Annotated in this window: 26 protein-coding genes and 3 tRNA genes; 18 read left to right on the top strand and 11 right to left on the bottom strand. The window is 66.3% G+C overall.

Annotated features, from left to right (window positions below; all coding sequences use genetic code 11):
* Positions 1-139: 139 nt before the first annotated feature.
* Both MRBLST15_RS08255 and MRBLST15_RS08260 read right to left on the bottom strand, forming a co-directional pair.
* Positions 140-1,030 (bottom strand): M48 family metallopeptidase, encoded by an 891-nt coding sequence (locus MRBLST15_RS08255; RefSeq protein ID WP_025876363.1) that lies wholly within the window; start codon positions 1,028-1,030, stop codon positions 140-142.
* Positions 1,031-1,132: 102 nt separating this feature from the next.
* Complete coding sequence (locus tag MRBLST15_RS08260) at positions 1,133-3,016, bottom strand: formylglycine-generating enzyme family protein (protein ID WP_367785655.1); 1,884 nt, start codon at positions 3,014-3,016, stop codon at positions 1,133-1,135.
* Positions 3,017-3,100: 84 nt separating this feature from the next.
* Here MRBLST15_RS08260 and rnd point away from each other — a divergent pair, with 84 nt between their 5' ends.
* Together rnd and MRBLST15_RS08270 are read left to right on the top strand one after the other, a co-directional pair.
* Positions 3,101-4,180 (top strand): ribonuclease D, encoded by a 1,080-nt coding sequence (gene rnd, locus MRBLST15_RS08265; RefSeq protein WP_265955159.1) that lies wholly within the window; start codon positions 3,101-3,103, stop codon positions 4,178-4,180.
* A gap of 353 nt (positions 4,181-4,533) precedes the next feature.
* Complete coding sequence (locus MRBLST15_RS08270) at positions 4,534-5,709, top strand: serine hydrolase domain-containing protein (RefSeq protein ID WP_367785656.1); 1,176 nt, start codon at positions 4,534-4,536, stop codon at positions 5,707-5,709.
* A gap of 138 nt (positions 5,710-5,847) precedes the next feature.
* On the opposite strand, the gene MRBLST15_RS08275 is transcribed toward MRBLST15_RS08270, so the two are convergent.
* The gene (locus tag MRBLST15_RS08275) at positions 5,848-8,178 is read right to left on the bottom strand and encodes a TonB-dependent receptor (protein WP_312706005.1); all 2,331 of its coding nucleotides are present in this window, start codon (positions 8,176-8,178) and stop codon (positions 5,848-5,850) included.
* 153 nt (positions 8,179-8,331) lie between these two features.
* Positions 8,332-8,922, bottom strand: a complete 591-nt coding sequence (locus tag MRBLST15_RS08280; RefSeq protein WP_205404731.1) for a TetR/AcrR family transcriptional regulator — start codon at positions 8,920-8,922, stop codon at positions 8,332-8,334.
* Positions 8,923-9,023: 101 nt separating this feature from the next.
* On the opposite strand from MRBLST15_RS08280, the gene MRBLST15_RS08285 reads away from it, so the two are divergent.
* The 4 genes from MRBLST15_RS08285 (at position 9,024) to MRBLST15_RS08300 (ending at position 12,107) form a co-directional block, all read left to right on the top strand.
* Positions 9,024-10,079, top strand: a complete 1,056-nt coding sequence (locus MRBLST15_RS08285; RefSeq protein ID WP_312706007.1) for a sugar phosphate isomerase/epimerase family protein — start codon at positions 9,024-9,026, stop codon at positions 10,077-10,079.
* Positions 10,080-10,099: 20 nt separating this feature from the next.
* A complete protein-coding gene (locus MRBLST15_RS08290) occupies positions 10,100-10,993 on the top strand; it encodes an alpha/beta fold hydrolase (RefSeq protein WP_205404733.1) in 894 nt (297 codons plus the stop codon).
* Positions 10,983-11,897: an alpha/beta hydrolase gene (locus MRBLST15_RS08295; protein ID WP_367785657.1), complete on the top strand. Its 915-nt coding sequence runs from the start codon at positions 10,983-10,985 to the stop codon at positions 11,895-11,897. The genes MRBLST15_RS08290 and MRBLST15_RS08295 overlap by 11 nt, the downstream gene beginning before the upstream one ends.
* Positions 11,898-12,031: 134 nt before the next feature.
* Positions 12,032-12,107 (top strand) — tRNA-Ala (locus MRBLST15_RS08300).
* 54 nt (positions 12,108-12,161) lie between these two features.
* Here the strand turns inward: MRBLST15_RS08300 and MRBLST15_RS08305 are convergent.
* Both MRBLST15_RS08305 and MRBLST15_RS08310 read right to left on the bottom strand, forming a co-directional pair.
* Positions 12,162-12,335: a hypothetical protein gene (locus tag MRBLST15_RS08305; RefSeq protein ID WP_165787239.1), complete on the bottom strand. Its 174-nt coding sequence runs from the start codon at positions 12,333-12,335 to the stop codon at positions 12,162-12,164.
* Positions 12,336-12,510: 175 nt separating this feature from the next.
* Complete coding sequence (locus tag MRBLST15_RS08310; RefSeq protein WP_367785658.1) at positions 12,511-13,530, bottom strand: NADP-dependent oxidoreductase; 1,020 nt, start codon at positions 13,528-13,530, stop codon at positions 12,511-12,513.
* A 338-nt stretch (positions 13,531-13,868) separates the two neighbouring features.
* Here MRBLST15_RS08310 and MRBLST15_RS08315 point away from each other — a divergent pair.
* The 7 genes from MRBLST15_RS08315 (at position 13,869) to dxs (ending at position 20,388) form a co-directional block, all read left to right on the top strand.
* Positions 13,869-13,944: transfer RNA gene (locus MRBLST15_RS08315), tRNA-Phe, on the top strand.
* 42 nt (positions 13,945-13,986) lie between these two features.
* Positions 13,987-14,062: transfer RNA gene (locus tag MRBLST15_RS08320), tRNA-Phe, on the top strand.
* Positions 14,063-14,235: 173 nt separating this feature from the next.
* Positions 14,236-14,787: a lipocalin family protein gene (locus MRBLST15_RS08325; RefSeq protein ID WP_367785659.1), complete on the top strand. Its 552-nt coding sequence runs from the start codon at positions 14,236-14,238 to the stop codon at positions 14,785-14,787.
* Positions 14,788-14,950: 163 nt separating this feature from the next.
* The gene (locus tag MRBLST15_RS08330) at positions 14,951-15,427 is read left to right on the top strand and encodes an LEA type 2 family protein (protein ID WP_265956042.1); all 477 of its coding nucleotides are present in this window, start codon (positions 14,951-14,953) and stop codon (positions 15,425-15,427) included.
* Positions 15,428-15,492: 65 nt separating this feature from the next.
* The gene (locus MRBLST15_RS08335; protein WP_265956040.1) at positions 15,493-17,283 is read left to right on the top strand and encodes an acyl-CoA dehydrogenase C-terminal domain-containing protein; all 1,791 of its coding nucleotides are present in this window, start codon (positions 15,493-15,495) and stop codon (positions 17,281-17,283) included.
* Between the two features lie 426 nt (positions 17,284-17,709).
* Entirely contained in the window at positions 17,710-18,375 is a 666-nt protein-coding gene (locus MRBLST15_RS08340; RefSeq protein ID WP_205404742.1) for an HNH endonuclease, read from the top strand.
* A gap of 105 nt (positions 18,376-18,480) precedes the next feature.
* Complete coding sequence (dxs, locus tag MRBLST15_RS08345) at positions 18,481-20,388, top strand: 1-deoxy-D-xylulose-5-phosphate synthase (RefSeq protein ID WP_032951912.1); 1,908 nt, start codon at positions 18,481-18,483, stop codon at positions 20,386-20,388.
* Positions 20,389-20,534: 146 nt separating this feature from the next.
* On the opposite strand, the gene MRBLST15_RS08350 is transcribed toward dxs, so the two are convergent.
* From MRBLST15_RS08350 to MRBLST15_RS08360, 3 genes are all read right to left on the bottom strand, one after another.
* Positions 20,535-20,738 (bottom strand): hypothetical protein, encoded by a 204-nt coding sequence (locus MRBLST15_RS08350; RefSeq protein WP_265956069.1) that lies wholly within the window; start codon positions 20,736-20,738, stop codon positions 20,535-20,537.
* 174 nt (positions 20,739-20,912) lie between these two features.
* Positions 20,913-21,476 carry a DUF3011 domain-containing protein gene (locus tag MRBLST15_RS08355; RefSeq protein WP_367785840.1) on the bottom strand — a complete coding sequence of 188 codons (564 nt, stop codon included), beginning with the start codon at positions 21,474-21,476 and terminating at the stop codon, positions 20,913-20,915.
* A gap of 130 nt (positions 21,477-21,606) precedes the next feature.
* Positions 21,607-21,813 carry a hypothetical protein gene (locus tag MRBLST15_RS08360; RefSeq protein WP_265953847.1) on the bottom strand — a complete coding sequence of 69 codons (207 nt, stop codon included), beginning with the start codon at positions 21,811-21,813 and terminating at the stop codon, positions 21,607-21,609.
* Between the two features lie 415 nt (positions 21,814-22,228).
* On the opposite strand from MRBLST15_RS08360, the gene MRBLST15_RS08365 reads away from it, so the two are divergent.
* The 5 genes from MRBLST15_RS08365 (at position 22,229) to MRBLST15_RS08385 (ending at position 24,561) form a co-directional block, all read left to right on the top strand.
* A complete protein-coding gene (locus MRBLST15_RS08365) occupies positions 22,229-22,492 on the top strand; it encodes a hypothetical protein (protein ID WP_265953849.1) in 264 nt (87 codons plus the stop codon).
* A 12-nt stretch (positions 22,493-22,504) separates the two neighbouring features.
* On the top strand, positions 22,505-22,738 hold the full coding sequence (locus MRBLST15_RS08370) for a DUF1653 domain-containing protein (protein WP_099819082.1): 234 nt from the start codon (positions 22,505-22,507) through the stop codon (positions 22,736-22,738).
* A gap of 71 nt (positions 22,739-22,809) precedes the next feature.
* The gene (locus MRBLST15_RS08375) at positions 22,810-23,565 is read left to right on the top strand and encodes a transporter (protein WP_312705997.1); all 756 of its coding nucleotides are present in this window, start codon (positions 22,810-22,812) and stop codon (positions 23,563-23,565) included.
* Between the two features lie 77 nt (positions 23,566-23,642).
* The gene (locus MRBLST15_RS08380) at positions 23,643-24,215 is read left to right on the top strand and encodes a TetR/AcrR family transcriptional regulator (protein WP_265953855.1); all 573 of its coding nucleotides are present in this window, start codon (positions 23,643-23,645) and stop codon (positions 24,213-24,215) included.
* 13 nt (positions 24,216-24,228) lie between these two features.
* Positions 24,229-24,561: an SMR family transporter gene (locus MRBLST15_RS08385; RefSeq protein WP_089236273.1), complete on the top strand. Its 333-nt coding sequence runs from the start codon at positions 24,229-24,231 to the stop codon at positions 24,559-24,561.
* A gap of 31 nt (positions 24,562-24,592) precedes the next feature.
* Here the strand turns inward: MRBLST15_RS08385 and MRBLST15_RS08390 are convergent, their stop codons facing one another.
* Both MRBLST15_RS08390 and MRBLST15_RS08395 read right to left on the bottom strand, forming a co-directional pair.
* Positions 24,593-24,766 carry a DUF1328 domain-containing protein gene (locus MRBLST15_RS08390; protein ID WP_025876319.1) on the bottom strand — a complete coding sequence of 58 codons (174 nt, stop codon included), beginning with the start codon at positions 24,764-24,766 and terminating at the stop codon, positions 24,593-24,595.
* A gap of 104 nt (positions 24,767-24,870) precedes the next feature.
* On the bottom strand, positions 24,871-25,509 hold the full coding sequence (locus tag MRBLST15_RS08395; protein WP_099819122.1) for a LysE family translocator: 639 nt from the start codon (positions 25,507-25,509) through the stop codon (positions 24,871-24,873).
* Between the last annotated feature and the right edge of the window lie 23 nt (positions 25,510-25,532).

Raw genomic sequence — 25,532 nt, forward strand, 5'->3', positions numbered from 1 at the left:
CCCATGGACGGGTTCACGGCGTCTCCCGCAACCGGACCCACCCCGCCATCCCACCGATAGCCCGCTGTTGCTGTTGCTGTTGCTGTTGCTCCGGCTGTTGCTTCGGCGGGTGCAGGGCGCAGCCCTGCCGAACCACCCTTTACCTGGCCTGCTCGCAGAACTTCTGCCGGTACTCCAGTGCCTTCGGCATCAACGCCTGCAGATTCTGGATACGGGTACCGGGATTGGGGTGGGTCGAAGCGAATTCCGGCGGCGACTGACCACCACCCGCCTGCCCCATCCGCTGCCACAGCGGCACCGCCTCGCGCGGATCGAAACACGCCGCCGCCGCCAGCATCAGGCCTACTTCATCAGCCTGCGTCTCGTGGCTGCGCGCATACGGCAACAGATAACCGTAGCCCATCGCCGACATCATCATCTGTTGCTGCTGCGCATCCATGCCACTGGCGGCGCCGGCCACCTGGCCGATCTGGGTCAGCTTCTGCTGAGCCATGCGCTGTGCACCGTGGCGCAGCAACGCATGGGCGATTTCATGGCCCATCACCACCGCCATCGCATCGCGGGTGCGCGCCACCGGGATCAGCCCCGTGTACACGGCCATCTTGCCGCCGGGCAGGCAGAACGCATTGGCCTGCTCGGACGGAATCACGTTGACCTCCCACTCGAAGTCGCGCGCGAAATGCGCCGGCTGCAACCCGTGTTCCTGCGCCAGCGCGGTTTCGACCACATCGACCTTGGCGATCAGTCGCTCGGCAATCGCCCGGACATCCCGCGAGACCTGTTCGTTCGGTCCCAACGGGCGTTCCTGCGACAGGATCTGCTGGTAGGCCTGCAGGCCCAGTGCCTTCTCTTGGCTGGCGTCCAGGCTGCTGTCGATCAGCACTTTCTCGCCCGTATAAGGGTCGACCGCACGGTTGGAGAACCAGTAGAACGCGGCATAGCCGGCGGCCAGCAGCAGTACCCACCAGCGGATGTTGCCGAACAGGCCACGCCGTTGCTGCGGCGAGCGGGAAAAAGGATCGTTGCGCATCGGCTGGTCTTCCGGCTGACCCCGCCGGCCGGCGGGCACGGCGCAATCTTAGTGCGGCGCTGCCTGCGGCGGGTGAAGTCGGCGCCGGCCCAGGTGTGCTGGTCAGATCCCGCGGACCAGGCGGAAGCCGATGCGCGCGTTGGTGGTATCCGAATCCTGCGATTGCCGCCAGGCCGCCCGGGTCTGCTCCGGGGCATTGGCCCAGTTGCCACCACGGATCACACGTGAACGGCACCCCGGGTTGAACCAGGCCACACCATCGGCCGGCGCGCGCCGATAGCTGGCATGCCAGCAGTCGGCCACCCATTCGCTCAGGTTGCCGCCCATGTCATGCAGCCCGAAGCCGTTTGCCTGGAAACTGGCCACGGGCGCCGGCCCCCACCAACCATCGCCGTAGCCGACGAAGGCATTGTGCCAATGCCTGCCGGAGGGTGAAACGTCCTTGCTGCCGGTGTAATTGCCACTACCTTCCGGCGGCAGCCCGGCATCGCCCCAGGGGTAGCGGCCACTGCTGCCGGCACGCATCGCGTACTCGAACTCGGCCTCGCTGGGCAGGCGGTAGCTGCGGCCAGTCTGCTCGGACAGCCAGGTCGCGTAGTTCTCTGCATCACGCACGCTGACGTGCATCACCGGCGAATTGCCCAGCGCCCGCCCGCCATCATAGTCGGACCGCCAGTCCACGCCGCTGCGACGGATGAAATTGCCGCTGCGCTCGTCATAGACCACCGAATGTCCACGCCGGGTCGCGCGTGGTCGAGCATTGGTCGCCTTCACATAGCGCTCGAAATCAGCCACGGTGATCTCGGTGATCGCCATCGCGTAACCGCGCTCGAAACGCACATAGTGCGACGGTCGCTCTGCGTCGGTCGCGCCCGGTTCGGTATCACTGGCGCCCATCTGGAATCCGCCGTGTGGCACCACGATCATCTGCGGTCCACGGCCGCCATCACGCAGCGCGTCGCTGAACACCTGCCCCGGCCGGAAGCTGCCGTAATGGGTAGCCAGTTCGATGCGCTCGCGCAGCTGCGCCACCACTGCATCGCCCGGCAAGGCGATGCGCAGCGCTTCGGCCAGCTTCTCGCGCGCAGGCTTCAGTCCCTGCGGGGTGGTCAGATCATGCAGGCCGCCATCGCGCAGCTGGACCAGCGCCGCGGCACGGATCTGCTCGATGCGCTCGAACGCATCGGCGATGGTCGGTGACGAGTCACGCACCTTGCTGGCTTCTGCCAACCACGCGCCGGCGCTGGCGAAATCGCGGATGCGCGCGGCATCCTCGGCCCGCCGGATCAGTCCGCTTTCCGCAGCGGCCAGACCCTGCCGCGCACGCCGGTTTTTCGGGTCCAGCGCCAGTGCCTCGCGGAAATTGCCGATGGCGCCGTCGCCCGCCTCACCGATCCGGTCGGCACGCAGATCGTCCTCGCCCGCGCGGTTGTAGGCGACCACACGCTGCGCCGTCTCCACCCGGCCCTGCAGCGCGCGAACCTTCTCGTCCTTCGGCGCCAGGGTCAGCAGCACCAGCGCCTGGCGCCCGGCTTCAGCCAGTGCCTCACGCTGCTGCAAGGGCCGCTGCAGCAACGCATCGGCCTGCTGCAGCAGCTTCTGTTTCGCGCGTTGCAGCCCCTGCCGCGCCTGCCGATCGTCGGGTTCCTCTTCCTGCACCGCCAGCCACAGCGGCACCGCCGCATCGCCATCTTCGTACAGGTGCCCCTGCGCGAACGCCTGATCGGCCGCCCGGCGCAGCTGGGCCAGCGTACGTCCCTGGCGATCGACCCGCGGCGGCGTCCACTGCTGGATGTCCTCGGCCGCATCGTCACCGGCAATGGTCACCGTGCCCTGCCCGCGACCAGGCGCCCGATCGGCCTCTGGCGCGGGATCGGCCGGCTGGCCTGCGGTGCCAGCGGAGGTCTGCGCAGGGGGCGACGGCGTGCAACCGGCCAGGCCCACGGCCAAGGCGGTACACAGCACGGGCGACAGCAGAAAACGCAAGCAGGGCCTCCTTCGGCACGGATGCGGACCGACGTTAGGCTATTCTCCCCTGCCTGAGCAAACACGAGTAGTAGGCCCTGACCTGTGGCAACCTGGATCACCACCCCCGCCGAGCTGGACACATACCGCCAGCAGCGGCCGACCCGCATCGGCCTGGATACCGAATTCATCCGTGAACGCACCTTCTGGCCGCAACTGGCGCTGGTGCAGATGGCCGTCGGCGAGGACATCCTGCTGATCGACCCGTTGATTCCCGGCATGCCCGAGGCGTTGGCACCGTGGCTGGCCGATGAATCCATCACCAAGGTGATGCACAGCGCCAGCGAAGACCTGGTGGCGTTCAAATGGACCTGCGGCGTACTGCCGCGCCCGTTGTTCGACACCCAGATCGGCGCCGCCCTGGCCGGCATCGGTGCTGGCATGGGCTACCAGAAGCTGGTGCAGGAGATCACCGGCGTGGCACTGGAAAAGGGCGAAACCCGCTCTGACTGGATGCGCAGGCCGCTGTCGGACTCACAGCTGAAGTACGCCGCCGACGACGTCGAGCATCTGTTTGCGATGCATGACGCAATTTCCGCCAAGCTGGAAACGCTGGGGCGCCAGCAGTGGCTGCACGACGACGGCGAGCGCCTGCTGGCCAGCGTCGCCAATGACGAGGACCGCTGGCCCCACCTGGGCATGCGCTCGGCGCAGTTCCTGGACGCGCCCGCGCAGCGCCGCCTGCTGCGCCTGCTGCGCTGGCGCGACGTGCAGGCGCGGGCCAGCGACCGTCCGCGCAGCTGGATCCTGGACAATGAACTGGCCGCGACTCTGGCACGCACCCCGCCGACCGATGCCGCTGCATTGAGCACGCTGTTCGAACAGTTCCCGAAGGCGCCGCGCAAGCTTGCCGCTGCCGTGTGGCAGGCGCTGGACACGCCGTTGGCCGACGAAGCCGATGCCCCGCTGGCGATGCAGGCCAGCGACGCCAGCAAGCAGCTGCTGAAGAAGCTGCAGGATGCCGTAGCCGAACGCAGCCGCGAGCTCGGTCTGGCTGACGGCGTACTAGCCTCGCGCAAGCATCTGGAAAGCTATCTGGAACGTCGGCAGTGGCCTGCCGCATTGGCCGGTTGGCGCCAGCAGCAGCTGGAGCCGGTGCTGGCACCGCTGTTGCCCGCCGCCTGAGCATCCTGCCGTCGTCGCGCACGCAGCGCGGCGACGGTACACCCTGGCACTGCCATGAGATCTCGCAGCGCGTGCCTGCTGCGCGAGAAGCGTCGCGCTGCCGCCTCTCGAAACCCATGCGGCGCTGATTGCTCCCTGGGACGAGCCCTGCCGCGATCCTGTACGTCCGCCAACGCGATCGCGCCGCGCCGTTTACCTACATGACTGCAGACACATACGCCTGCGTCAGCGGCGTGCAAGAGTGAATCGCACGTCACTTTGTACGCCTGTTCAAGGCAAGAGTAGACGACGCACCCCGCAGGACCGATGCCGTCGGCGTAGTTCCTGCCCACGCTGCTGCGCAAAGGACTCCCATGCACACGATCATCTCCGAACGGACCGCAGCTTCCCCCTCCCGTCCCATGCGCCACCTGCGCCGATGGCTGGGCGTTTCACTCCTGTGCGTTGCCGCCAGTGCCAGCGCCGCCGATGACCTGCAGGCACGCATTGCACAGGCCTTGCAGGGCACGACGACGCCGGCCATGGGCGTGCTGGTGATTCGCGACGGAAAGATCGCCGAACAGGCCGTCAGCGGCGTACGCCGCAATGATGAAAAGGTGGCCGCCAGCACCGGTGATGCCTGGATGATCGGCTCGACCGGTAAACCAATCACCGTGGCGATGATCGCGCGCCTGGTCGAACAGGGCGTGCTGAAGTGGGATGCGCCGCTGTCGACGATGCTGCCCGACCTGGCCGCGCAGATGCAGCCGGCCTACCGCAATGTCACGCTGGTGCAGCTGCTGTCGCACCGCGCGGGCCTGCCGGAGAACCTCACTGATGGCGCCGCACTGGATGCGTTCTTCACCGACACGCGTGCCCTGCCCATACAGCGCGAGGCCTACATCAAGGCCGCGCTGTCCGAGGCACCGGTCCACCCGCCGGGAACGGAATTCGCCTACAGCAACAGCGGTTTCCTGATCGCAGCCGTGATCGCCGAACGCGCCACCGGCAAGGACGTGGAAACACTGATCCAACGCGAAGTGTTCCAGCCACTGAAGATGACCGGTGCTGGCTTCGGGCCGACCACTGCCGGGCAGCCGTTGGGCCACCGCGGCGGCAAGCCCGTCACCGGCGCGCCGCAGAAGGCTGATGATGGCGTACCGCCGATCTACACCGCTGCCGGCAACCTGCACATGCGCCTGCAGGACCTGGCACTGTTCGCCATCGACCAGCTCGCCGGCAGCCACGGCAAGGGCACGCTGTTGACGCCGGCGTCCTATACGCTGATGCAGAGCGCGCAACCGGGCAGCCCCTCGGGCCTGGACTGGGGCGTGCAGTCGTCGATCACTGGCCGCCAGGGCCCGGTGCTGGTGCACGGTGGCTCCGATGGCAACTGGCTGGCGTGGGTGGTGCTGTTCCCCGCACAGAACAGTGGCGTGATCGCCATTGCCAACGCCGCCGAAGACATGGGAGCCGACACGGCCACCATGGGCGTGCTCGGCGGCCTGTTTGCCGAACTGGCCCCTGCTGTCACGCCTGCCGCCAAGTAGACCCGTCACGACGCCCTGCACCTGCGGGGTGGCGATTCCGCATGTCAGTTCCCACAACGGCAAACGCCCTGCACAGGCAGGGCGTCTGGAGGGTAGTGCAAAGGTGTCGGTACCGCGTGCGGTACCGACCGATGCGTCTTACCAGTTCATGTTCAGCGACACACCCACGGTGCGCGGTTCGTTGTAGACCGCCGCCATGTAGTTCTCGATCACACCCTTGAGGTTCTTCTCGTTGGTGATGTTGCGCGCGAACAGCGACACTTCATACGCGCCGTAGTTGCCCGAGTAGCCGATCTTCAGGCCGCCTTCGAAATCACCCTTGGAGTTGAACTCCTGGCTGTCATACAGCACGAAGCTGGTGTAGCCCTGCTTGTTCCAGTCGGTGGACACGAACATCGTGCCTGCATCGCTGAGCGGGAAGTCGTAACGCGCAGCCAGGTTGATGTTGTACTTCGGCGCGTTCGGCAGCGGATTGCCATCGATCTGGGCGAAGGTGTTGGCACCGACCTTGATGGTCGGGTCATCGACGGTGCACACCACCTTGCCGTTCAGTGCGCAGACCTGCGCATACACGCGCTTGTCCTTGATCTCACTGTGCAGCAGGCTCAGGCCGGCGCTCAGGGTCAGGTTCGGGATCGGGCGCAGTTCCATGTCCGCTTCAAAGCCGTAGGCCTTGGCCTTGTCGGCGTTGAACAGCACGCCGTTGCCGTCCGAATCGTTGCCGTTGAGCTGGATGTCGTTGACGGTGTAGGTGAACGCGGTGGCATTCAAGCGCAGGCGGTTGTCCCACAGGCTGCTCTTCACGCCCGCTTCCCAGGACAGGATCGTCTCCGAATCAGCGGTGGTGAAGTCAGCGTTGAACACGGCCGAACGGCCCTGGATGGTCGGGCCACGGAAGCCGCGCGCGACCTTCGCATAGACGCTCACGTCCGGGGTGATCTGATACATCGCGCTCAGATCCCAGCTCGGGGTGGTGTCGGTCATCTTGACGTCGGTGCGGCCCTTGTAGGTGACCAGACCGGCGGTGGTATCAGCCGTCTTCAGCAGGCGGGTGTGCTTCTCATCGCGGGTCTGGCGCAGGCCGGCGGTGACGGTGAACTTGTCGGTGAAGGCGTAGCTGAGCTGGCCGAAACCGGCCCACGAGGTGTTCTTGTTGCGCAGCCGCACCCAGTTGTTCGGGTTGCGCGCCGCGCCCTTCAGGAACCAGGCGCGCTGGTAGAAGTCGGTGGTGTCGCTGCCGTTGAAGTAGAACGCGCCGGCCTGCCACTGCAGGGCGCTGTCATCGTGGCTGGCCAAGCGGAATTCCTGGGTCCACTGGTCCAGGTCACGGATCTGGCCCATCGACTGGCCATAGCCGTTCGGCACGCCATTGACCGGGAAGTTGACCGCAGCGCCACCGTCGGTGTCACCACGGCTGTAGCCGGAGGTGGTTTCGTAGGCGGTGATCGAGGTGAAATCGATCGCGCCGAAGTCATAACGCGCCTTCACCGAACCGCCGTAGGTCTTGTACGCCTGCGGGTTGTTGTCGGCCTCGTCATAGGCGACCTGGTCACGCGGCACGTCGGTCTTGTTCGAGCCCTTGGTCAGCGCATTGCGCAGGAACAGGGTCGAGGTGCCTTCGTAGTCGCGGGCGTGGGCCGAGGCGAGGATCGAGAACTGGTCGCTCGGGGTCAGCAGCAGCTGCGCGCGCACGTTGCGGTCGTCGAAGCCGCCCATGGCGTTCTTCTTCGGGCTGACCGTGCCGTCGGCGCTGGGGCCGGTGTAGGTGTTGTCGACGTAGTCGTCGCGGTGCTGGTACAGGGCCGACACGCGGAACGAAGCGATGTCGTTGATCGGGCCGCCGAAGCCACCGTCGATCGACACGCTGTTGTAGGAGGCATAGCTGGCGCTGACGCGGCCGCTGTAGTCCTGGGTCGGCTTGAGGGTGTCGAACTTGACGATGCCAGCGGTGGTGTTGCGGCCGAACAGCGAGCCCTGCGGACCGCGCAGCACTTCCACCTGGTCCACGTCATAGACCGGGTTGGACTTCAGCACCACGTGCTCCAGCACGACGTCGTCCTGGATGATCGACACCGGCTGCGAGGCACCCAGGTAGAAATCGATGTTGCCCAGGCCGCGGATGTAGAAGCGCGGGAAGATGCGGCCGGTGGTGGTTTCCGCATACAGGCTCGGCACGCGGCCGGACAGCGCCAGCAGGGTATCGTCGCCGCCGGCGGTGAAGTCGCGCATGCGCTCGCCCTGCACCACGCCAACCGACACCGGCACTTCCTGCAGGTTCTGCTCGCGGTGCTCGGCGGTCACGGTGATGGTGTCCAGCCCGGTCGGGGTCGGCGCACTGTCCTGCGCGGCAGCACCGAAGCTGGCTGCCAACGCCAGGCCTGCACAGGCCAGGGCCAGCGGATGGCGACGGAAGGAAACGAGGGAGGACGACATGCCCGACGAACGGCGGGAATCGGAATGGGAAGGCATCGAAAGCTCTGAGGAGGCGTCCGTGCGGCCTGCGCTGACCGGGCGGCAAATAGGAGGAAAACTGCGCAAGCGGCCATTATCCTCCAAATTGTTACAATTTCGTTGCGCCGGCAGACAGCGGGGGCATCAAGCCGTTTTCGGCACAGTCCGGCCTCAGCCCTGCTGCGGCAACGGCGCCAGCGCAACCTCGACCATCGCCAGCAGGCGCTCGCGGCTGACCCCATCACGCGCCTGCACCGAGATGCCATGCAGCACCGTGGCGAAATGATCGCCCAGGGCCTGCACGGACAGATCGGCAGACAGCTCGCCGGCTGCCTGCGCCTGCTGCAGCCGCGCGATGATCGCCGCCGTGCGCTGGCGACGATGGCTGGCCAGCCAGTCACGCACGCCCTCGCCCTCCGGTGACACGCTGCTGGCCGAGGACACCACCAGGCAGCCATGCGGACGACCACGACGGGTATAGGTCAGCACGGCATCACGCAGCATGCTGCCGATCGCATCGCGCAGTGATGCCTGTTCCAGCGCGCGCGGCGCGAAGCCGCCCTCGCCTTCTTCGTACAGCGCCACCGCTTCGCGGAACAACTGCTCCTTGCTGCCGAACGCGGCGTAGATGCGCGCCGAGGCAATGCCAAGCGCTTCGACCAGGGCCGACATCGAGGTGCCCTCATAGCCGTGCTGCCAGAACAGCAGCATCGCCCTGCGCAATGCCTGGTCCCTGTCGAATTCGCGCGGTCGCCCTGCCATCTGCCTGCCTGCCGTTCTGAGGCGCGCAGTGTAACGCGGGTGTTGACCATCCCGATGCACGCGCCTATTCTTTGTCGACCGACAAACAATTGGAGCAACACATGCAAACCCTCAAAGGCCCCAGCCTGCATCTGGCGCAGTTCGCTGGCGACCAGGCGCCGTTCGACAGCCTGTCCGGCATCGCCGCCTGGGCAGCCGGCCACGGTTTCAAGGCCCTGCAGATTCCGGCCTGGGACGCGCGCCTGTTCGACCTGGCCACCGCTGCCGACAGCCAGGACTACTGCGACGACCTGCGTGGCACCCTGGCCGAGCACGGCCTGCAGGTCAGCGAACTGACCACGCACATCCTCGGCCAGCTGGTGGCGGTGCATCCGGCCTACGACGAACTGTGCGATGGCTTCGCCCCGCCGGCGCTGCGCGGCAATCCGCAGGCACGCAGCGAATGGGCACAGCAGCAGCTGCATCTGGCCGCCCGCGCCTCGCGCCGGCTCGGCCTGCAGGACATGGGCACCTTCTCCGGCTCGTTCGCCTGGCCCTACCTGTTCCCGTTCCCGCAGCGTCCGCCGGGCCTGATCGATGCAGCATTCGATGAGCTGGCGCGCCGCTGGCGGCCGATCCTCGATACCTGCGAGGACAACGGCATCAACCTCTGCTACGAAATCCATCCCAGCGAAGACCTGCACGACGGCACCAGCTTCGAACGCTTCTTCGAGCGCGTGGGCCAGCACGAGCGCTGCCGCATCCTGTTCGATCCCAGCCACTTCGTGCTGCAGCAGCTGGATTACCTGCAGTTCCTGGACATCTACCATCCGCTGATCCGCATGTTCCATGTCAAGGACGCGGAGTTCCGCCCCAATGGCCGCCAAGGCATCTACGGTGGCTATGCCGACTGGACCGAACGCGCGGGCCGCTTCCGCTCGCTGGGCGATGGCCAGGTCGATTTCAAGTCGATCTTCTCCAAGCTGGCGCAGTACGACTACGCCGGCTGGGCAACGCTGGAATGGGAGTGCTGCCTGAAGGACCAGGAAGCCGGTGCGCGCGAAGGCGCCGCCTTCATCCGCGACCACATCATCCCGGTCACCGACAAGATCTTCGACGACTTCGCCGGCGCGCCGATCAGCAGCGCCCAGATGCAGCACATGCTCGGCATCGCCTGAGCCCCCACAGGAACATTCCCATGAAGAACATCCCCACCGCTGGCACCTCCGGCGACGATACCCTGCGCCACCACTACCTGCGCATCGACGGCCAGCGCGTGCATTGCGTCTCCGCCGGCAGCGGGCAACCGGTGCTGTTGATCCCGGGCTGGCCGCAGACCTGGTACGCCTGGCGCCACGTGCTGCATGCGCTGGCCGAGGCCGGCTTCGAAGCGATCGCGGTCGATCCGCCCGGCATCGGCGAATCCGATCGTCCCGCGCACGGCTATGACACCGGCAGTGCCGCCGCGGTACTGCACCAGACCATGCAGGCCCTCGGCCACGAGCGCTACCAGGTGGTCGGCCATGACATCGGCATGTGGATCGCCTATGCGCTGGCCAGCGACCAGCCGCAGGCGGTACAGCGCCTGGCCGTCACCGAGGCGGTGATTCCCGGGCTGGCACCTGAGCCGGGCATCTTCGCCGCACCGGCCGACAACATCTTCCTGTGGCACTTCATGTTCAACCAGGTGGCCGATCTGCCCGAAGCACTCATCAGCGGTCGCGAGCGCGCCTATCTGGACTTCATGTTCGACCGCTGGTCCTACCGGCGCGATGCGGTGGCCAGCGAAACCTACATCGCCGCCTACAGCCGGCCCGGCGCGTTGCGTGCAGGGTTTGCCTGGTACCGCGCGATCCCGGAAACCATCCGCCAGAACCAGGTCCGCGCACAACGCCGGTTGACGATGCCGGTGCTGGCCATCGGCGCCGAGCACGCCACCGGCAACGCCCCGATGCTGACCCTGCAACCGCACGCCGATGACCTGCGCGGCAGCGTCGTTCCGGGCTGTGGCCACTTCATCATGGAAGAAGCACCGCAGGCCTTCCTCGCCCAGCTGCTGCCGTTCCTGCAGGAGGCTGACCATGCCGCTTGAACCTGCGTTGCAGGCGTTCGTGGATGCAGTGGCGGCGCAACCATTGCCGGACGATCTGCTGGAACTGCGCGCACTCAGCGAGCAGGCGCTGCCCACGCTGCAGGGTGCCACCGAGGCGGTATCGCATGTCGTGGAGCACGTCATCAGCGCGCGCGACGGCCATGCGCTGGTCGTGCGCCTGTACACGCCCGCTACCAACAGCGCCGAACCGCGCCCTGCCCTGTTGTTCGCCCACGGCGGTGGCTGGTTCCAGTGCTCGCTGGCGGTCTATGACGGCCCCTGCCGGGCCTTGGCCAATGCCAGCGGCCATGTCATCGCGGCCGTCGGTTATCGCCTGGCGCCGGAACATCCGTTCCCGACGCCGCTGCACGACGTCGCCGATGCCTGGCTGTGGCTGCAGGCCAATGCCGCAGACCTGGGTCTTGATCCAGCGCGCCTGCTCATCGGTGGTGACAGCGCGGGTGGCAATCTCGCCGCCGCGTGCTGCCTGCTGCTGCGCGATCAGGGACTGCCGCTGCCATCGCATCAACTGCTGCTGTACCCGGCACTGGATGCCACCATGGCCAGCAGCAGCTACCGCGAGTTCGCCGACGGCCACTACCTCAGCGCTGAACTGATGCAGCGCTGCTGGCAGGCCTATCTGGGCGACGGTGACCGCCTACAGGCGCTGGCATCGCCCCTGCACGCCCGCGATCTGCGCGGGCTGCCGGCGGCCACGGTACTGAGCTGTGAGTTCGACCCGCTGCGCGACGAAGCTGAACAGTACGCTGCGCACCTGCGGGACGCGGGCGTGGACTGCACGCTGGAGCGCCTGCCGGGAATGATCCACGCCTGCATCCACCTGCATGGCGTGTCGGCTGCGACCGACATCGCGATCCAGCGCGCGGCGGCCCTGCTGCCCTGAGCCAGGCCTGCAGCGGCGCAGATCATCTGCGCCGCTGTATTCGGCCTGCCCCTTTGCAGCCGGCACCGGCCAGCGCTATGCTAGGGACGTCACGTGGCGCCAGCTCCGCTGCCCACGGGATGCAACAACCCCTTGGGGCCATAGCTCAGCTGGGAGAGCGCGTCGTTCGCAATGACGAGGTCAGGAGTTCGATCCTCCTTGGCTCCACCATATGAAAAACAGAAAGCCCCGGCACTGCCGGGGCTTTCTGTTTTGGCGAACCGCTCAGGCAGGGTCCTGCCCGCCGTCCTTGCGCACCGGTGCACGCGAATGCGCGTCACGTACCTTCTGGTCCTGCTGGCCAGGGCGCTGCTTGGCCACTTCATCCTGCTGCCGGTCCTGCCGACTTTCCTGCACACCTTCGTGGGCGTTCGAGGTCTTCTTGTCGTGTTCGGTCATGAATCGCTCCCACAACGCCGGCAACAGGCCGACGTAACGAAGACAACGCTATCCGCGCCTGCGTGATGCGGCGGTCGGCTGCCCGCGAACAGCGCGTGCAGCCTTCGCACCGATGCAGCGCCGACGCCATCCTGTAAGCGGCATGCGTCCAGATCCAGGTCCGCGAAGCAGTCGCTCAATCCAGCTTCACCACCAGCTTGCCGAAGTTGCGCCCCTGCAGCAGGCCAAAGAAGGCTTCGGGTGCGCTCTCCAGCCCCTGCACGACGTCTTCGCGGTACTGGATGCGCCCATCGCGCAGCCACTGCGGCATGTCGCGCTCGAAATCCGGCCACAGATGCTTGAAGTCGTGGACGATAAAGCCACGCACGGTCAGCCGCTGACGCAGGATCTGGCTGAACAGCGCCGGCAGCCGATCCGGCCCAGGCTGCGCGACGCCGCGGGCGTTGTAGGTGGCGATGGTGCCGCACACTGGAATGCGCGCGAAATCATTGAGCAGCGGCAGCACGGCGTCGAGCACATGCCCGCCCACGTTCTCGAAATACACGTCGATGCCATCCGGTACAGCAGCACGCAGCTGCCCGGCAAAATCGGAGGCGCGATGGTTCAGCGCCACATCCACGCCCAGTGTTTCGAGGTACGCCCGCTTGGCCTCGCCACCCGCGATGGCGACCACGCGCGCGCCCTGCAGCTTGGCCAACTGGGCCACGGTGGCACCGACCGGCCCACTTGCAGCGGCCACCACCAGGGTCTCACCGGGTTGCAGCTTGCCGATTTCGATCAGGCTGGAGTACGCGGTGAACCCCGGCATGCCGTACACGCCCAGCGCCGTGCTCAGCGGCAGCCCGGCCGGATCCAGGCGCCGGCTGATCGCATCGCCCGCCACCACGGCATGGGTCTGCCAACCACCCGGGGCCAGCACCAGGTCGCCCACCGCCAGGCCAGGCGCCTGCGACTGCAGCACTTCGGCCACGGTCTGGCCCTCCATCACCGCATCCACGGCCACCGGCGGCGCATATGACGGGCCCTCGTCCATGCGACCGCGCATGTACGGGTCCAGCGACAGGTAACGGTTGCGCAGCAGCACCTGGCCCGGGGCCAATGCTGGCAGCGGTGCCTGCTCGAGGCGGAAGTTGGCGGCGACCGGCGCACCTTGCGGACGCGAGGCAAGCACGATGCGGGTGGTTGAATCGGACATGTCCAATGGCTCTGCTGCGGGCAGCGTCGGGGAGGGGAACCGAGACAGTACGCCGTGCCCTGCCGCCGTGGGTGCGATGAAAACAGCGTTCCATCGGCGCCTTCCCCACTCCACCACTGCATCGCTTGCCCTGTCAGCTTTGGTGTCAGCCACGGGTCGCTGTTTTCCGCGTCCAGCATTTCCGGCCAAGCCAGCTCAACGCAGGATCAACCACTTGCAGGGCCTTCCACCGGCCGCAGACACCAATGTGAAGGTTTTTTTCCAAAACGCTTGCCGAACCTGTCCTACGTCCGTAATATGCGCGTCCTCGGCAGCGACATCGCTGCAACGAAACAAGTGGCCGAGTAGCTCAGTTGGTAGAGCAGGGGATTGAAAATCCCCGTGTCGGCGGTTCGATTCCGTCCTCGGCCACCACTTTCGAAGACCTGCAGAAATGCGGGTCTTTTTTTTCTACATGGCCGAGTAGCTCAGTTGGTAGAGCAGGGGATTGAAAATCCCCGTGTCGGCGGTTCGATTCCGTCCTCGGCCACCATGTTCAAAGACCTGCAGAAATGCAGGTCTTTTTTTGTCTGTGACTTTCCGACCATGCAGCACGTGGATCGCGCCGCATCGATCCTGCGCGGATGCGACACGTGGGTTGACGAAACATTCACACCTCCGCGTGCCGGGCAACCTACGCTCCAGAGTCCTGCCCGGAGCCGACCCATGCATCTGCGCCCTGCCCTGCTCGCCTGCCTGCTGCTTTTCGCCGCACCGGCACTCGCTGCCGAGCCCGTGCACGCCGTCAGCGAACTGGACATCGATCGCTACGCCGGGCAGTGGCACGAGATCGCACATCTGCCGGTGTCGTTCCAGAAGCAGTGCGTGGGCGAGATCACCGCCAACTACGGGCTGCGCCGCGATGGCCGCATCAGCGTCACCAATGCCTGCCGCAAGGCGGATGGCGAGCGGGTTGTCGCCGAAGGCGTGGCGCGGCCCGTTGCGGGACAGCCCGGCCAGCTGCAGGTGCGCTTCGTTCCCGACTGGCTGAGCTGGGTGCCGCTGGTCTGGGCCGACTACTGGGTGATCGCGCTGGACCCGGATTACCAGTGGGCGATGGTCGGTGAGCCCGGCCACAAGTATCTGTGGATCCTCGCGCGCCTGCCGGAGATGGACCGCGCCCTGTTCGACCGGCTCAAGGCCAAGGCCGAAGCGATGGGCTACGACCTCGCACCGCTGCGCATGATGGCGCCCCTGCGCGACACCCCCGCCGACTGAGGCATCGCCCAACCGGCGCACGCCACGTCCGCAATCCGGCATCGCGCACGCCTCGCGTACATCTTCACGCGCTACCCTCTGTGGCCGGTCGCCGCAGGCGACCCATTCAACCATACGCCGTAGTATGCTTATCCCACGCACCGCCCTCAGAGGACCTGCGCCCATGCTCCACCGCTTCCGTACCGTCTTGATCGTCCTGTGCACCCTGGCCCTGGCCGCTTGCGGCGATGGCATCGTCAAGCGTGTTTCGGAACCGGCCGCGAGCCTGCAGCAGCTGACGGTGCAGGCCAATGGCGACTGGACCGTCGCCCTGCGTCTGCAGAACTACAGTTCGATGCCGATGAGCTTCGACGACGTCGCACTGGCCCTGACCATCGGCGACACCGAGGCCGGCCCGCTGTCGGCTAAGCCGGGCATCTCCATCGGCGGCGTCTCCGCCGATGTCATCAACGTGAACTTCAAGCCCACCCCGGCCGCACGCTTGGTGATCGCCGACGCGCTGGCCAGCAACCGTACCCTCGCCTACAGCCTGAAGGGCACGGTGTCGGCCACGCCGCAGGAAAAGAAGCAACGCACCTTCGATATCAACAGCCGCAGCACGCTGAACCAGGCCCCGGGCCTGCCCGGCGTGCTGCGCTGATTTCCGCCTTTCGCCGCGACGCATCGCGCCGCTCCCCCTGTTACTGATCAAATCGAGACGCACCGATGAGCAGCTACACCGCCCCGCTTTCCGACCTTCGTTTCGGCCTGCACGATGTGCTGAAGGTCGAGCCGCTGTTCGCCCGCCTGGGCTTCACCGACGCCACCGCCGATGTCGTCGATGCTGTGCTGGAAGAAGCCGGCCGCTTCAGCGCCAGCGTACTGGCCCCGCTCAACAGCGTGGGCGACGAGATCGGCTGCGTGCTCGACCAGGCCAGCGGCGAAGTGACCACTCCGCCCGGCTTCAAGCAGGCCTACGACCAGTTCGTCGACGGCGGCTGGACCGGCCTGACCGCGTCACCGGAACTGGGCGGCCAGGGCCTGCCGCACACGCTGGGCGTGCCGCTCAATGAAATGATCAACGCCGCGAACCTCGCCTGGGGCAACTTCCCGCTGCTGTCGCACGGCGCCATCGAAGCGCTGAAGCAGCACGGCGAAGCCTGGCAGCACGAGGCGTTCCTGAAGCCGCTGATCGAAGGCCGCTGGACCGGCACCATGTGCCTGACCGAACCGCATTGCGGCACCGACCTGGGCCTGCTCAAGACCAAGGCCGAGCCGAACGCCGATGGCAGCTATTCGATCAGCGGCACCAAGATCTTCATCACCGCCGGCGAGCACGACCTGACCGGCAACATCGTGCACCTGGTGCTGGCCAAGCTGCCCGACGCTCCCCCGGGCGCCAAGGGCATCTCGCTGTTCGTCACCCCGAAGTTCAAGGTCGACCGCGACGGCAACGTCGGCGAGCGCAACGCGCTGCGCTGCGGCTCGATCGAGCACAAGATGGGCATCAAGGGCTCGGTCACCTGCGTGATGAATTTCGATGGCGCGCAGGGCTACCTGGTCGGCCAGCCGCACAAGGGCCTGCAGGCGATGTTCACCATGATGAACACTGCTCGCCTGGGCGTCGGCCTGCAGGGCATCGGCCTGTCCGAGCGCGCCTACCAGAACGCGCTGAAGTACAGCCGTGAGCGCTTGCAGTCGCGCTCGCTCAGCGGCGCCAAGTTCCCGGACAAGCCGGCCGATCCGATCCTGGTGCATCCGGACGTGCGCCGCATGCTGCTGACCATCAAGTCGCTGGTGGAAGGCAGCCGCCTGCTGGCCCTGCACGCCGCCACCCTGATCGACGTCGCCCACCATGCAGACGATGCCGGCGAGCGCGAGCGCGCGGACACCCTGGTGAGCTTCCTGACCCCGATCTCGAAGGCCTGCCAGACCGAATGGGGCATCGAGAACACCTACAACGCGTTGCAGTGCTTCGGTGGCCATGGCTACATCCGCGAGCACGGCATGGAACAGCTGGCCCGCGATGCCCGCATCACCACGCTGTATGAAGGCACCACCGGCATCCAGGCGCTGGACCTGATCGGCCGCAAGACCGCGTCCAGCCAAGGCGCTGGCCTGAAGCTGATGCTGGCCGAGATCGAAGCGTTCGCCAAGGCAAATGAAGGCAACGAAAGCCTGGCCGAGTTCATCGGGCCGCTGCGCGCCAAGGCCGCCGAGTGGGGCAAGCTGACGATGGACGTGCTGCAGCGTTCGGCCGCCAACCCGGACGAACTGGGCGCAGCCAGCTACGACTACCTGTTCTATTCGGGGTATGTGGTGCTGGCCTACTGGTGGGCCCGCAGCGTTGCCGCCGCTGATGCCAGCGCACACGGCGCAGCGTTTGCCCAGGGCAAGCGCGAGACCGCGCGCTTCTACTTCGCCCGCGTGCTGCCGCGCACTCTCAGCCACGCCGCCGCCATCCAAGCGGGTGCCGCACCGCTGATGGCAATGGACGACGAACGCTTCGGCGCCTGAGCCGGGCCGCGCCCGGCACCCGAGGTAGTGCCGGCCGCTGGCCGGCAACTGCGACAGCAACAGCAACGGCTGGTTTCCTGCGGGATGGCGTGGCGGTATGGGCTGGCAGGACACGCCGTAAACCCATCCCTGGGGGCTCGATGGCGCCATCCATGGCGCCAACGGTCCTGCCAACCCACGCCGCCCCGCCCCTGACAGTTCCCCGCGGCTGTTGGTAGGTGTCGACCTTGGTCGACACGTAGATCCACGCCACGCGTGGATGCAAACCCCCGAAATCCATCTGGAGAAGAGCCCCCTTTTGTTAAAGGGGGCGCGCCGAAGGCGCGGGGATTAGGAGGAATGCGTGGACCTGAATTGTTGCGTTTTGGGTATCGCCCAAGTGGCGATACCCAAAACGCAACAATTCAGGTATAAGCTGTTTTCCCGATGGAGACAGACACTACACGCTTGGGTCTGATCGAAGCCGGAGCTCCGTTTTCTGCTCCGGGCGCCGAAGCATCGCCCAACGTCACGACGCTGCATCGCCCCGGCACGGTCCGGTTGCTCTCACTTGATGGCCATGGGCGGGTCCTGGACTGGATCACCTGGCAGGACGCCGCCTGCCTCTACGCCCGCGATGCAGTCGCCTGGACACTCGGCGACCCCTGCCTGCACATCCACGGTGGGACAAATCGTCGCAGTGGCATGCAGAGCGGGATGGACCTGCACCCGATCATCGCCGCGCGCGGCCACGCCCGCTCACGCGCGCTGGACCCGACACCGAACCTGACCAACCCGGCCTTGTTCGCCCGTGATGCCCATCTCTGCCTTTACTGCGGCCAGCAGTTCGGACGCCCGACCCTCACCCGCGACCACGTCATGCCCTTGTCCAAAGGCGGCCTGGATACCTGGGAAAACGTAGTCACCGCGTGCTTCCACTGCAATTCGCGCAAGAGTGACCGCACCCCGCAACAGGCCGGCATGCCGCTGCTGGCAGTGCCTTACCGGCCGAGCTGGATCGAGCACCTGATCCTGTCCAACCGCAACATCCTGGCCGACCAGATGGCGTTCCTGAGGGCCCAGCTGCCCAAGCGGTCCAAGCTCTGCACCTGAACACCTGAAATTGCAACCCTCACCGTCCTGTCACGGACCGCGGCGTTTGCTTGCCCCACCCCCGTTTGAGGGCGAAAATGGGCGTTCAGAACAAGTGCGAACATGATGATCGACTCTGCCCGCTATCCCCGCCTCGCGCGCATCCAGACACCGGATGACCTGCGCACGTTCGACGAATCCGAACTGACGGCGGTTGCCGATGAACTGCGTGCCTACCTGATCGAATCGGTTGGCAAAAGCGGCGGCCACTTCGCCGCCGGCCTGGGCGTGATCGAGCTCACCGTGGCCCTGCACTACCTGTACCAGACCCCGGTTGACCAGCTGGTCTGGGACGTCGGCCACCAGACGTATCCGCACAAGATCCTTACCGGTCGCCGCGACGAGATCCACACCGTCAAGCAGAAGGATGGCGTCGCGCCGTTCCCGAAGCGCGAAGAGAGCGAATACGACACCTTCGGTGTCGGCCACTCCTCGACCTCGATCTCGGCAGCGCTGGGTATGGCCATCGCGCGCCAGACCGAAGGTGACGACCGCAAGGTCGTGGCCGTGATCGGCGACGGCGCGATGACCGCCGGCATGGCGTTCGAAGCGCTGATGCACGCCGGCGGCATGGAACCGGAACCGAATCTGCTGGTGATCCTAAACGACAACAACATGTCGATCTCCGAGGCAGTGGGCGGGCTGACCAAGATGCTCGGCCGCGCCACCGGCAGCCGCACGCTCAATGCGCTGCGGGAAGGCGGCAAGAAGATCCTCGGCGACAAGAAGAACAACCCCGCACGTTTCGTGAAGCGCTGGGAAGAACACTGGAAGGGCATGTTCGTGCCGTCCACGATGTTCGAGGAAATGGGCTTCCATTACACCGGCCCGATCGACGGCCATGACCTGCCGGCGCTGCTGTCCGCGCTGAAGACGCTGCGTGCCTCCAAGGGCCCGAAGCTGCTGCATGTCATGACCACCAAGGGCAAGGGTTACGAGCCGGCCGAAGGTGACCAGATCGGTTACCACGCAGTGGGCCCGTTCGATCCGGACAAGGGCCTGGTGGCCAAGACCGGCGCGAAGAAACCCACCTATACCGATGTGTTTGGCGACTGGTTGTGCGACGCCGCCGCCGCCGAGCCGCGTCTGTATGGCATCACCCCGGCGATGCGCGAAGGCTCGGGCCTGGTGCGCTTCAGCAGGGAATATCCGCAGCGCTACTTCGATGTGGCCATCGCCGAGCAGCACGCGGTGACCCTGGCTGCAGGCATGGCCACCCAGGGTGGCAAGCCGGTGGTCGCGATCTATTCCACCTTCCTGCAGCGCGCGTACGACCAGCTGGTGCATGACGTGGCCATCCAGGATCTGGATGTGCTGTTCGCGATCGACCGCGCTGGCGTCGTCGGCCCCGATGGTGCAACCCACGCCGGCAACCTCGACCTCAGCTTCCTGCGCTGCGTGCCGAACATGGTGGTGATGGCCCCGTCCAACGAAGCCGAGTGCCGGCAGATGCTCAGCACCGGCCTGCAGCACCCCGGCCCAGCGGCGGTGCGCTACCCACGCGGCAGCGGTACCGGCGTGGATGCCGGCAGCGATCTGTCGACCCTGCCGATCGGCAAGGGCGAGCTGCGCCTGCAGGGCAACCGCGTCGCCCTGCTCGCCTTCGGCAGCACCGTCGCCGCCGCCGAACAGGTGGGTCGCGAACTGGGTTTGAGCGTCGTCAACATGCGTTTCATCAAGCCACTGGATCGCGAGCTGGTGCTGGCCATGGCCAATCAGCACGACGCACTGGTGACGATTGAAGACAACGTGGTGGCCGGCGGCGCCGGTTCGGCCGTGGCCGAACTGCTCAATGCCGAGGACGTGCTGCGCCCGATCCTGCACCTGGGCCTGCCCGATGCCTTCCAGCATCACGCCAGCCGCGAGGACCTGCTGGCCGAGGCCGGCATCGATGCGGCCGGCATCCGTGCCGCCCTGCTCAAGCGCTGGCCGCAGCTGGCCGCCGGCAATCCGCCACTGAGCGCGGCGGGCTGAGCACCGCCGGGGTTATGGGGCCACGTCATGCGTGGCTCCCCACGCCCCTCATCCACGCATGGCGTGGATCTACCAGGGTGCTGGTGGCGCAAAAGTAGATCCACGCCATGCGTGGATGCCGCAAACCCCGCCGGCAAGCGGCGCTCTCAGCCGTAGCTGATCGCCTCGACAAATGCACCGCTGGACTCCACCCGCACCGAGGCGCGCTGGCCGGTATCGGTGAAATGCAGGCGGGCCAGGGTTTCGGCGAAATCAAAGGCACGGACGCCATCGCGGAACTCGATCGGTTCCGGCTTGTCCGGGTGCAGCACGCGCCATTGGCGATGCTCACATTGCAGTCGGATCAACATGCGTTGCTCACTCCTTGAACAGCGTATCGACGACGAGAGAATGACCGCACCAGGCACGACAGGGATGGCCAGTGCGAACCAGGACGCGCAAGGCGTCCCGGGAGTCGACAATACGAGGAAAGAAGTGTGATCGCTATCAGATTTTTCTGATCTTGAGCCGATTGCGGCAGCCGCTCAGTTCACCTGGAACTGGGCCCTGCAGCCATTGCTGACCCAGATGCCACGACGGTCCCAGCCCCAGCTCTGGCCTTCGATGCAGGCACTGCGCGATTCCTGCCGTACCAGACGCACGCCGCGACGAACCTGTGCATCGCAGTACTGCTGACGCCGGTCATTGGAATGGCAGGCGATCACCTGGCCGCCGCCACCCCACTGGCTCCCGCCCCAGCCGTTGCCACCACCACCGCCCCAACCACCGCCGCCACCGCCCGGTCGCCGGTATTCACCGACGAATTCGGCACGGCAGCCCTGAGTAACCCAGACACCGTAACGGGACTGGCCCCAGGTCTCGCCTTCCACGCAGGGGGAGCCTGACAGCTGGCGGATCATGCGCGCGCGCCCTTCCAGCCGGCACTCATTGCTGCGGTTCTTGATCGATTCGCAACGCACGATGCCATTGCCGCCACGATCATCGTAGCGATCGTCGTAGCCATAGTTCTGCGCATGCGCGCCGCCAGCGGCAGCCATCATCGGCAACAGGGTGCACGCCACGGTGCGCCAAGTGAGTCCCTTGCCCATCCCTCGTCTCCAGGTGAATACGGTGGAGGCAAGCATCGGGGATTCCGGGCGTGGCGCACAGAGGGAGCTGCGACGGCGGTTTTTCCCCCATTCAACCAACCCAACCGCAACTGACTGCGGCTGCGGCGGCTCAGCGGCCGAAGTGCAGCGCGTCGACCGCCGTGCCCAGTGCTTCCACGCGCACGGTGCTGTGCTGGCCTGTACGGCAGTGATGTTCGCTGGCCCGCGAGGCAGCGGCGTCGAAGGCGGCCGCACCGGTGCTGAACTCTTCGGTCGCGCGTGTCTGCGGATCCATGACGGACCAGCGCTGGGCATTGCATTGGACAGTGATGACCATGGGGGCTCCTGCGGTTCCGGGAAATGCGGGACCGGCGAAAGGCCGATCTCCGATGCCCGACCAGCCTAGCCAGCGCCCCGGGCAAGACCTATCGGATTTATCCGAAAACTCCCTGCCGGCACCTCAGAAAGCGCCCTCCATCACATCCCTGAGGCCATTTAGGAAACCAATTCCGTGACCCTTGTCACGGAGTCAGCCGCGCTTCACACTACCGTCATCAACAGGGGCCCCTTCCACATGCGCACCTCGCTTCCACTGCAGCGTTCGACGCTGCTGAAGTTCTATTTTGCCGCCAGCTACGTGGTACTGATCGAGGAACTGGTCCGCGCATCGCTGAGTTGAGGCTCGGCCAGCGAGACTTGCCGCTGCTACGGGGAGCGCACAGACTATCGGTTTACGGCACGGAGCCGAACCCATGAAAGTCCTGTTCCTGATCCCGCTGCTGGCCCTGGCCGCGTGTGCCAGTCCGGAAAAGCCGGTGTCCCATGACGCCGCCACACCCGTGGTCGGTGGTGATCGTGATGCGCACGGATGCATCGGTTCGGCCGGCTATCAGTGGTGCGAGCGCAGCCAGCGCTGCGAGCGCCCGTGGGAACTGGCACAGGCACAGGGCCTGGCCAACACCGCCGAAGCCATCGATGCCTACTGTGCCACCCCGGCGTCGCCGGCGCGCAAGTAACGGATGCCGCCAATGACCGATCTGTCCCCGCTGCCGGCGCTGGCACCCGGCCGCTACCGCCACTTCAAAGGTGGCGAGTACGAGGTGATCGACATCGTCCGCAGCAGTGAAACGCTGCAGCCGATGGTGCTATATCGCGCGCTGTACGGCGAAGGCGGACTGTGGGTGCGTCCCTATCCGATGTTCATTGAACAGGTGCCCGGCGAGCACGGCCCACAGCCACGCTTCGCCCGCATCGGCGACTGAACGGCGCGGCTCACACCGCGCGCACGGTATCGCCGCGCATGCTGAAAACATCCTTGCGAAACGGAGCCCGCATGCGTCCCACTCTCTTGATCGCCCTGTCGCTGGCCAGCACCCCGGTGCTGGCCGCAGACGCTCCCAGCTTCGACCGTCCCGGCATCGGCTTCGGCACCGACACGGTGCCGCGTGGCGGCCTTGCCGTCGAAGTGGGCCTGCCCAGCTATCAACGTGATCGTGATCGCGACGGCCTGCGTACGACGTCGCTGTCCAGCGACCTGCTGCTGCGCACCGGGCTCGCACCAGGCTGGGAACTTCAACTGGCATCCACCCCGTGGCAGCGCCAGCGCGAACGTGGCCCTGACATGCCGCGCACCCAGCAGCGCGGCGCCGGCGACAGCACCGTCGGAGTGAAATGGGCCGGCCCCGGCAGTACCGAGCGCACGGCCTGGGCGCTGCTGGCCAGCGCTGTGATCGCGCGTGGCGATGCCGCCTTCAGCGACGGCCGCCAGTACGCGCTGGGCGGCAGCGTCGAGCACACCTTCAACGACCGCTGGAGCGGTGCGCTGTATGGCAGTCATCAGCGCGGCGCGGGCCAGCGCAGCACGACCTGGTCGCCAAGTCTCGCGTTGAGCGTGACCGATCGGTTTGGCACCTACATCGAAGCCGGCTTCACCCACGCCAACCAGCAACCGGACCAGGCCATCGCCGGCGCAGGCCTGACCTGGATGCTGCGGCCGAACGTGCAGCTGGATGCCTCTTTCGATCTGGGCCTCAATCGCAACAGCCCCGACCTGCAGCTCGGCACCGGCATCGCGTTCTATCTGCAGTGACCTGCTGAACTGATCGTGCGCGTCGGGCGCATCGCCCCCGCGCTACAATCATACCGTCCAGTCGGTTTCGTTCCCCCATGCCAGCATCCCCTCCCCGCTCCCGTCGCAAGGCGCCCGACAGCGTGCGCCAGGCGCTGCTGCACGCGACCGCCCAGACCATCGGCCAGAATGGACTGGCGGCCCTTACCGTGCAGGACGTTGCCGACGCGGCCGGTGTCAGCAAGGGCGCGCTGTTCCATCATTTCAGCAGCAAGCAGGACCTGGTCGAGGCAACGCTGACCTCGCTCATCGCCGACTTCGAGGACAGGGTGCGCGAGGTGCTGCGACAGTCCCCGCCTCGCCATGGCGGCTTCAGCCGTGCCTATGTGCAGGTCAATTTCGACCATCTGCTGCAGCAGGAGCAGATCAACGATATCGGGCTCACCATGGGCAACATGCTGGAGCCAGCGCTGCTGGTCCATTGGCGCACGTGGATGCGCGGCATGCTGGCCGAGTTTCCGGCTGAAGCCTGCGATCCGCGTTTGTACGCTGCGCGTTGCGTTGCCGATGGTTATTGGGCTACCGCCTACGGGCGGCCCTTGGACGAAACCGAACGCCAGAATGCCCAGGCCATGGCCCTGGAAGCACTGAAGCTGTGCGAACCGGCATGAACGGGAAACTGCGATGAACCCCTATTTCTACCTGGCCGGCGCGATCGTGCTGGAAGTGATCGCCACCTCCCTGCTCAAGGCATCCGAAGGCATGACCCGCCTCGGTCCGACGCTGGGCGCGCTCGCCGGTTACGGTGTGTGCTTCTACCTGCTGTCGCTGACGATGAAGTCGATCCCCACCGGCATTGCCTATGCCATCTGGTCCGGCGTCGGCATCGTGTTGATCTCGCTGATCGGCCTGCTGGTCTTCAAGCAGCGCCTGGATGCACCGGCACTGATCGGCATCGGCCTGATCTGTGCCGGCGTGCTGGTCATCAACCTGTTCTCGCACAGCAGCGCGCATTGAGCACGCCGCTGCACGAACCGCAACTGCGGCGCTAGGCCACCTTCTTCGCGACGGTCATGCCGAGCACGAAAAGTACAACGGCAATGATGATGCCGGCCCAGAACAGGAACTTGGCGATGCCCACCGCGGCGCCGGCAATACCGCCGAAACCCAGCGCACCGGCGATCAGGCCGATGATGGCGAAAATGATGGCCCACTTGATCATGTCGATCCTCTCCCTGACGGGAATACTGAAGGTGTGATCAGGTTAGGCAGGCCGCGATGCCACACGTGTGAACAGGTCGCAGGCGCGGCGTGAAACGATCCGGCTCAGCGCGGCCGGAAGCGCAGCAGCGCCACGGCGAAGGCGAGAAACACGCTGCCGACCAGGCGTTCGAACCAGCGTTGCGCAAAGGGCTTTGCCAGCCAACGGCGCAGCCCATGTCCACCCGCCGCGTACATCACGTACCAGAACAGTTCGCAGGTAGCGAAGGTGGCCACCAGCACCGTGTACTGCACGGCCTGGCCACGCGCGGGGTCGACGAACTGCGGCAGGAACGCGGCGGCGAACAGCAGCAGCTTGGGATTGCTCAGCCCAACCAGCAGACCACCACGGAACACTGCCCAGGCACCGTGCACCGGCGCCAGCGCTGCATCGACGTCTGTCGCCACCGGCGCCTGCCGGCAGCTGTCCCGCCAGGCCTTGATGCCCAGCCAGGCGAGGTAGGCCACACCCAGATAGCGCAGCACATCGAACAGCATCGGCGACGAGCGCAGCACCGCACTCAGGCCGGCCGCGGACGCCGCGAGCACCAGCAGCATCGCCAGCAGGCAACCGGCCATGGCGGGCACGCTGCGACGGAAGCCCAGGCCGACACTGCGCCCCAGGATGTGCAGCATGTTCGGACCCGGCGTGCCGCACAGCACGAACACTGTCGCCAGGAACCACCACCAGGTATGCAGGGCCATCACTTCGTCCACCGGAATAATGC

This window comes from Stenotrophomonas sp. LST15-1-1.1 (assembly GCF_040815575.1).
Lineage (GTDB): Bacteria > Pseudomonadota > Gammaproteobacteria > Xanthomonadales > Xanthomonadaceae > Stenotrophomonas > Stenotrophomonas lactitubi_B.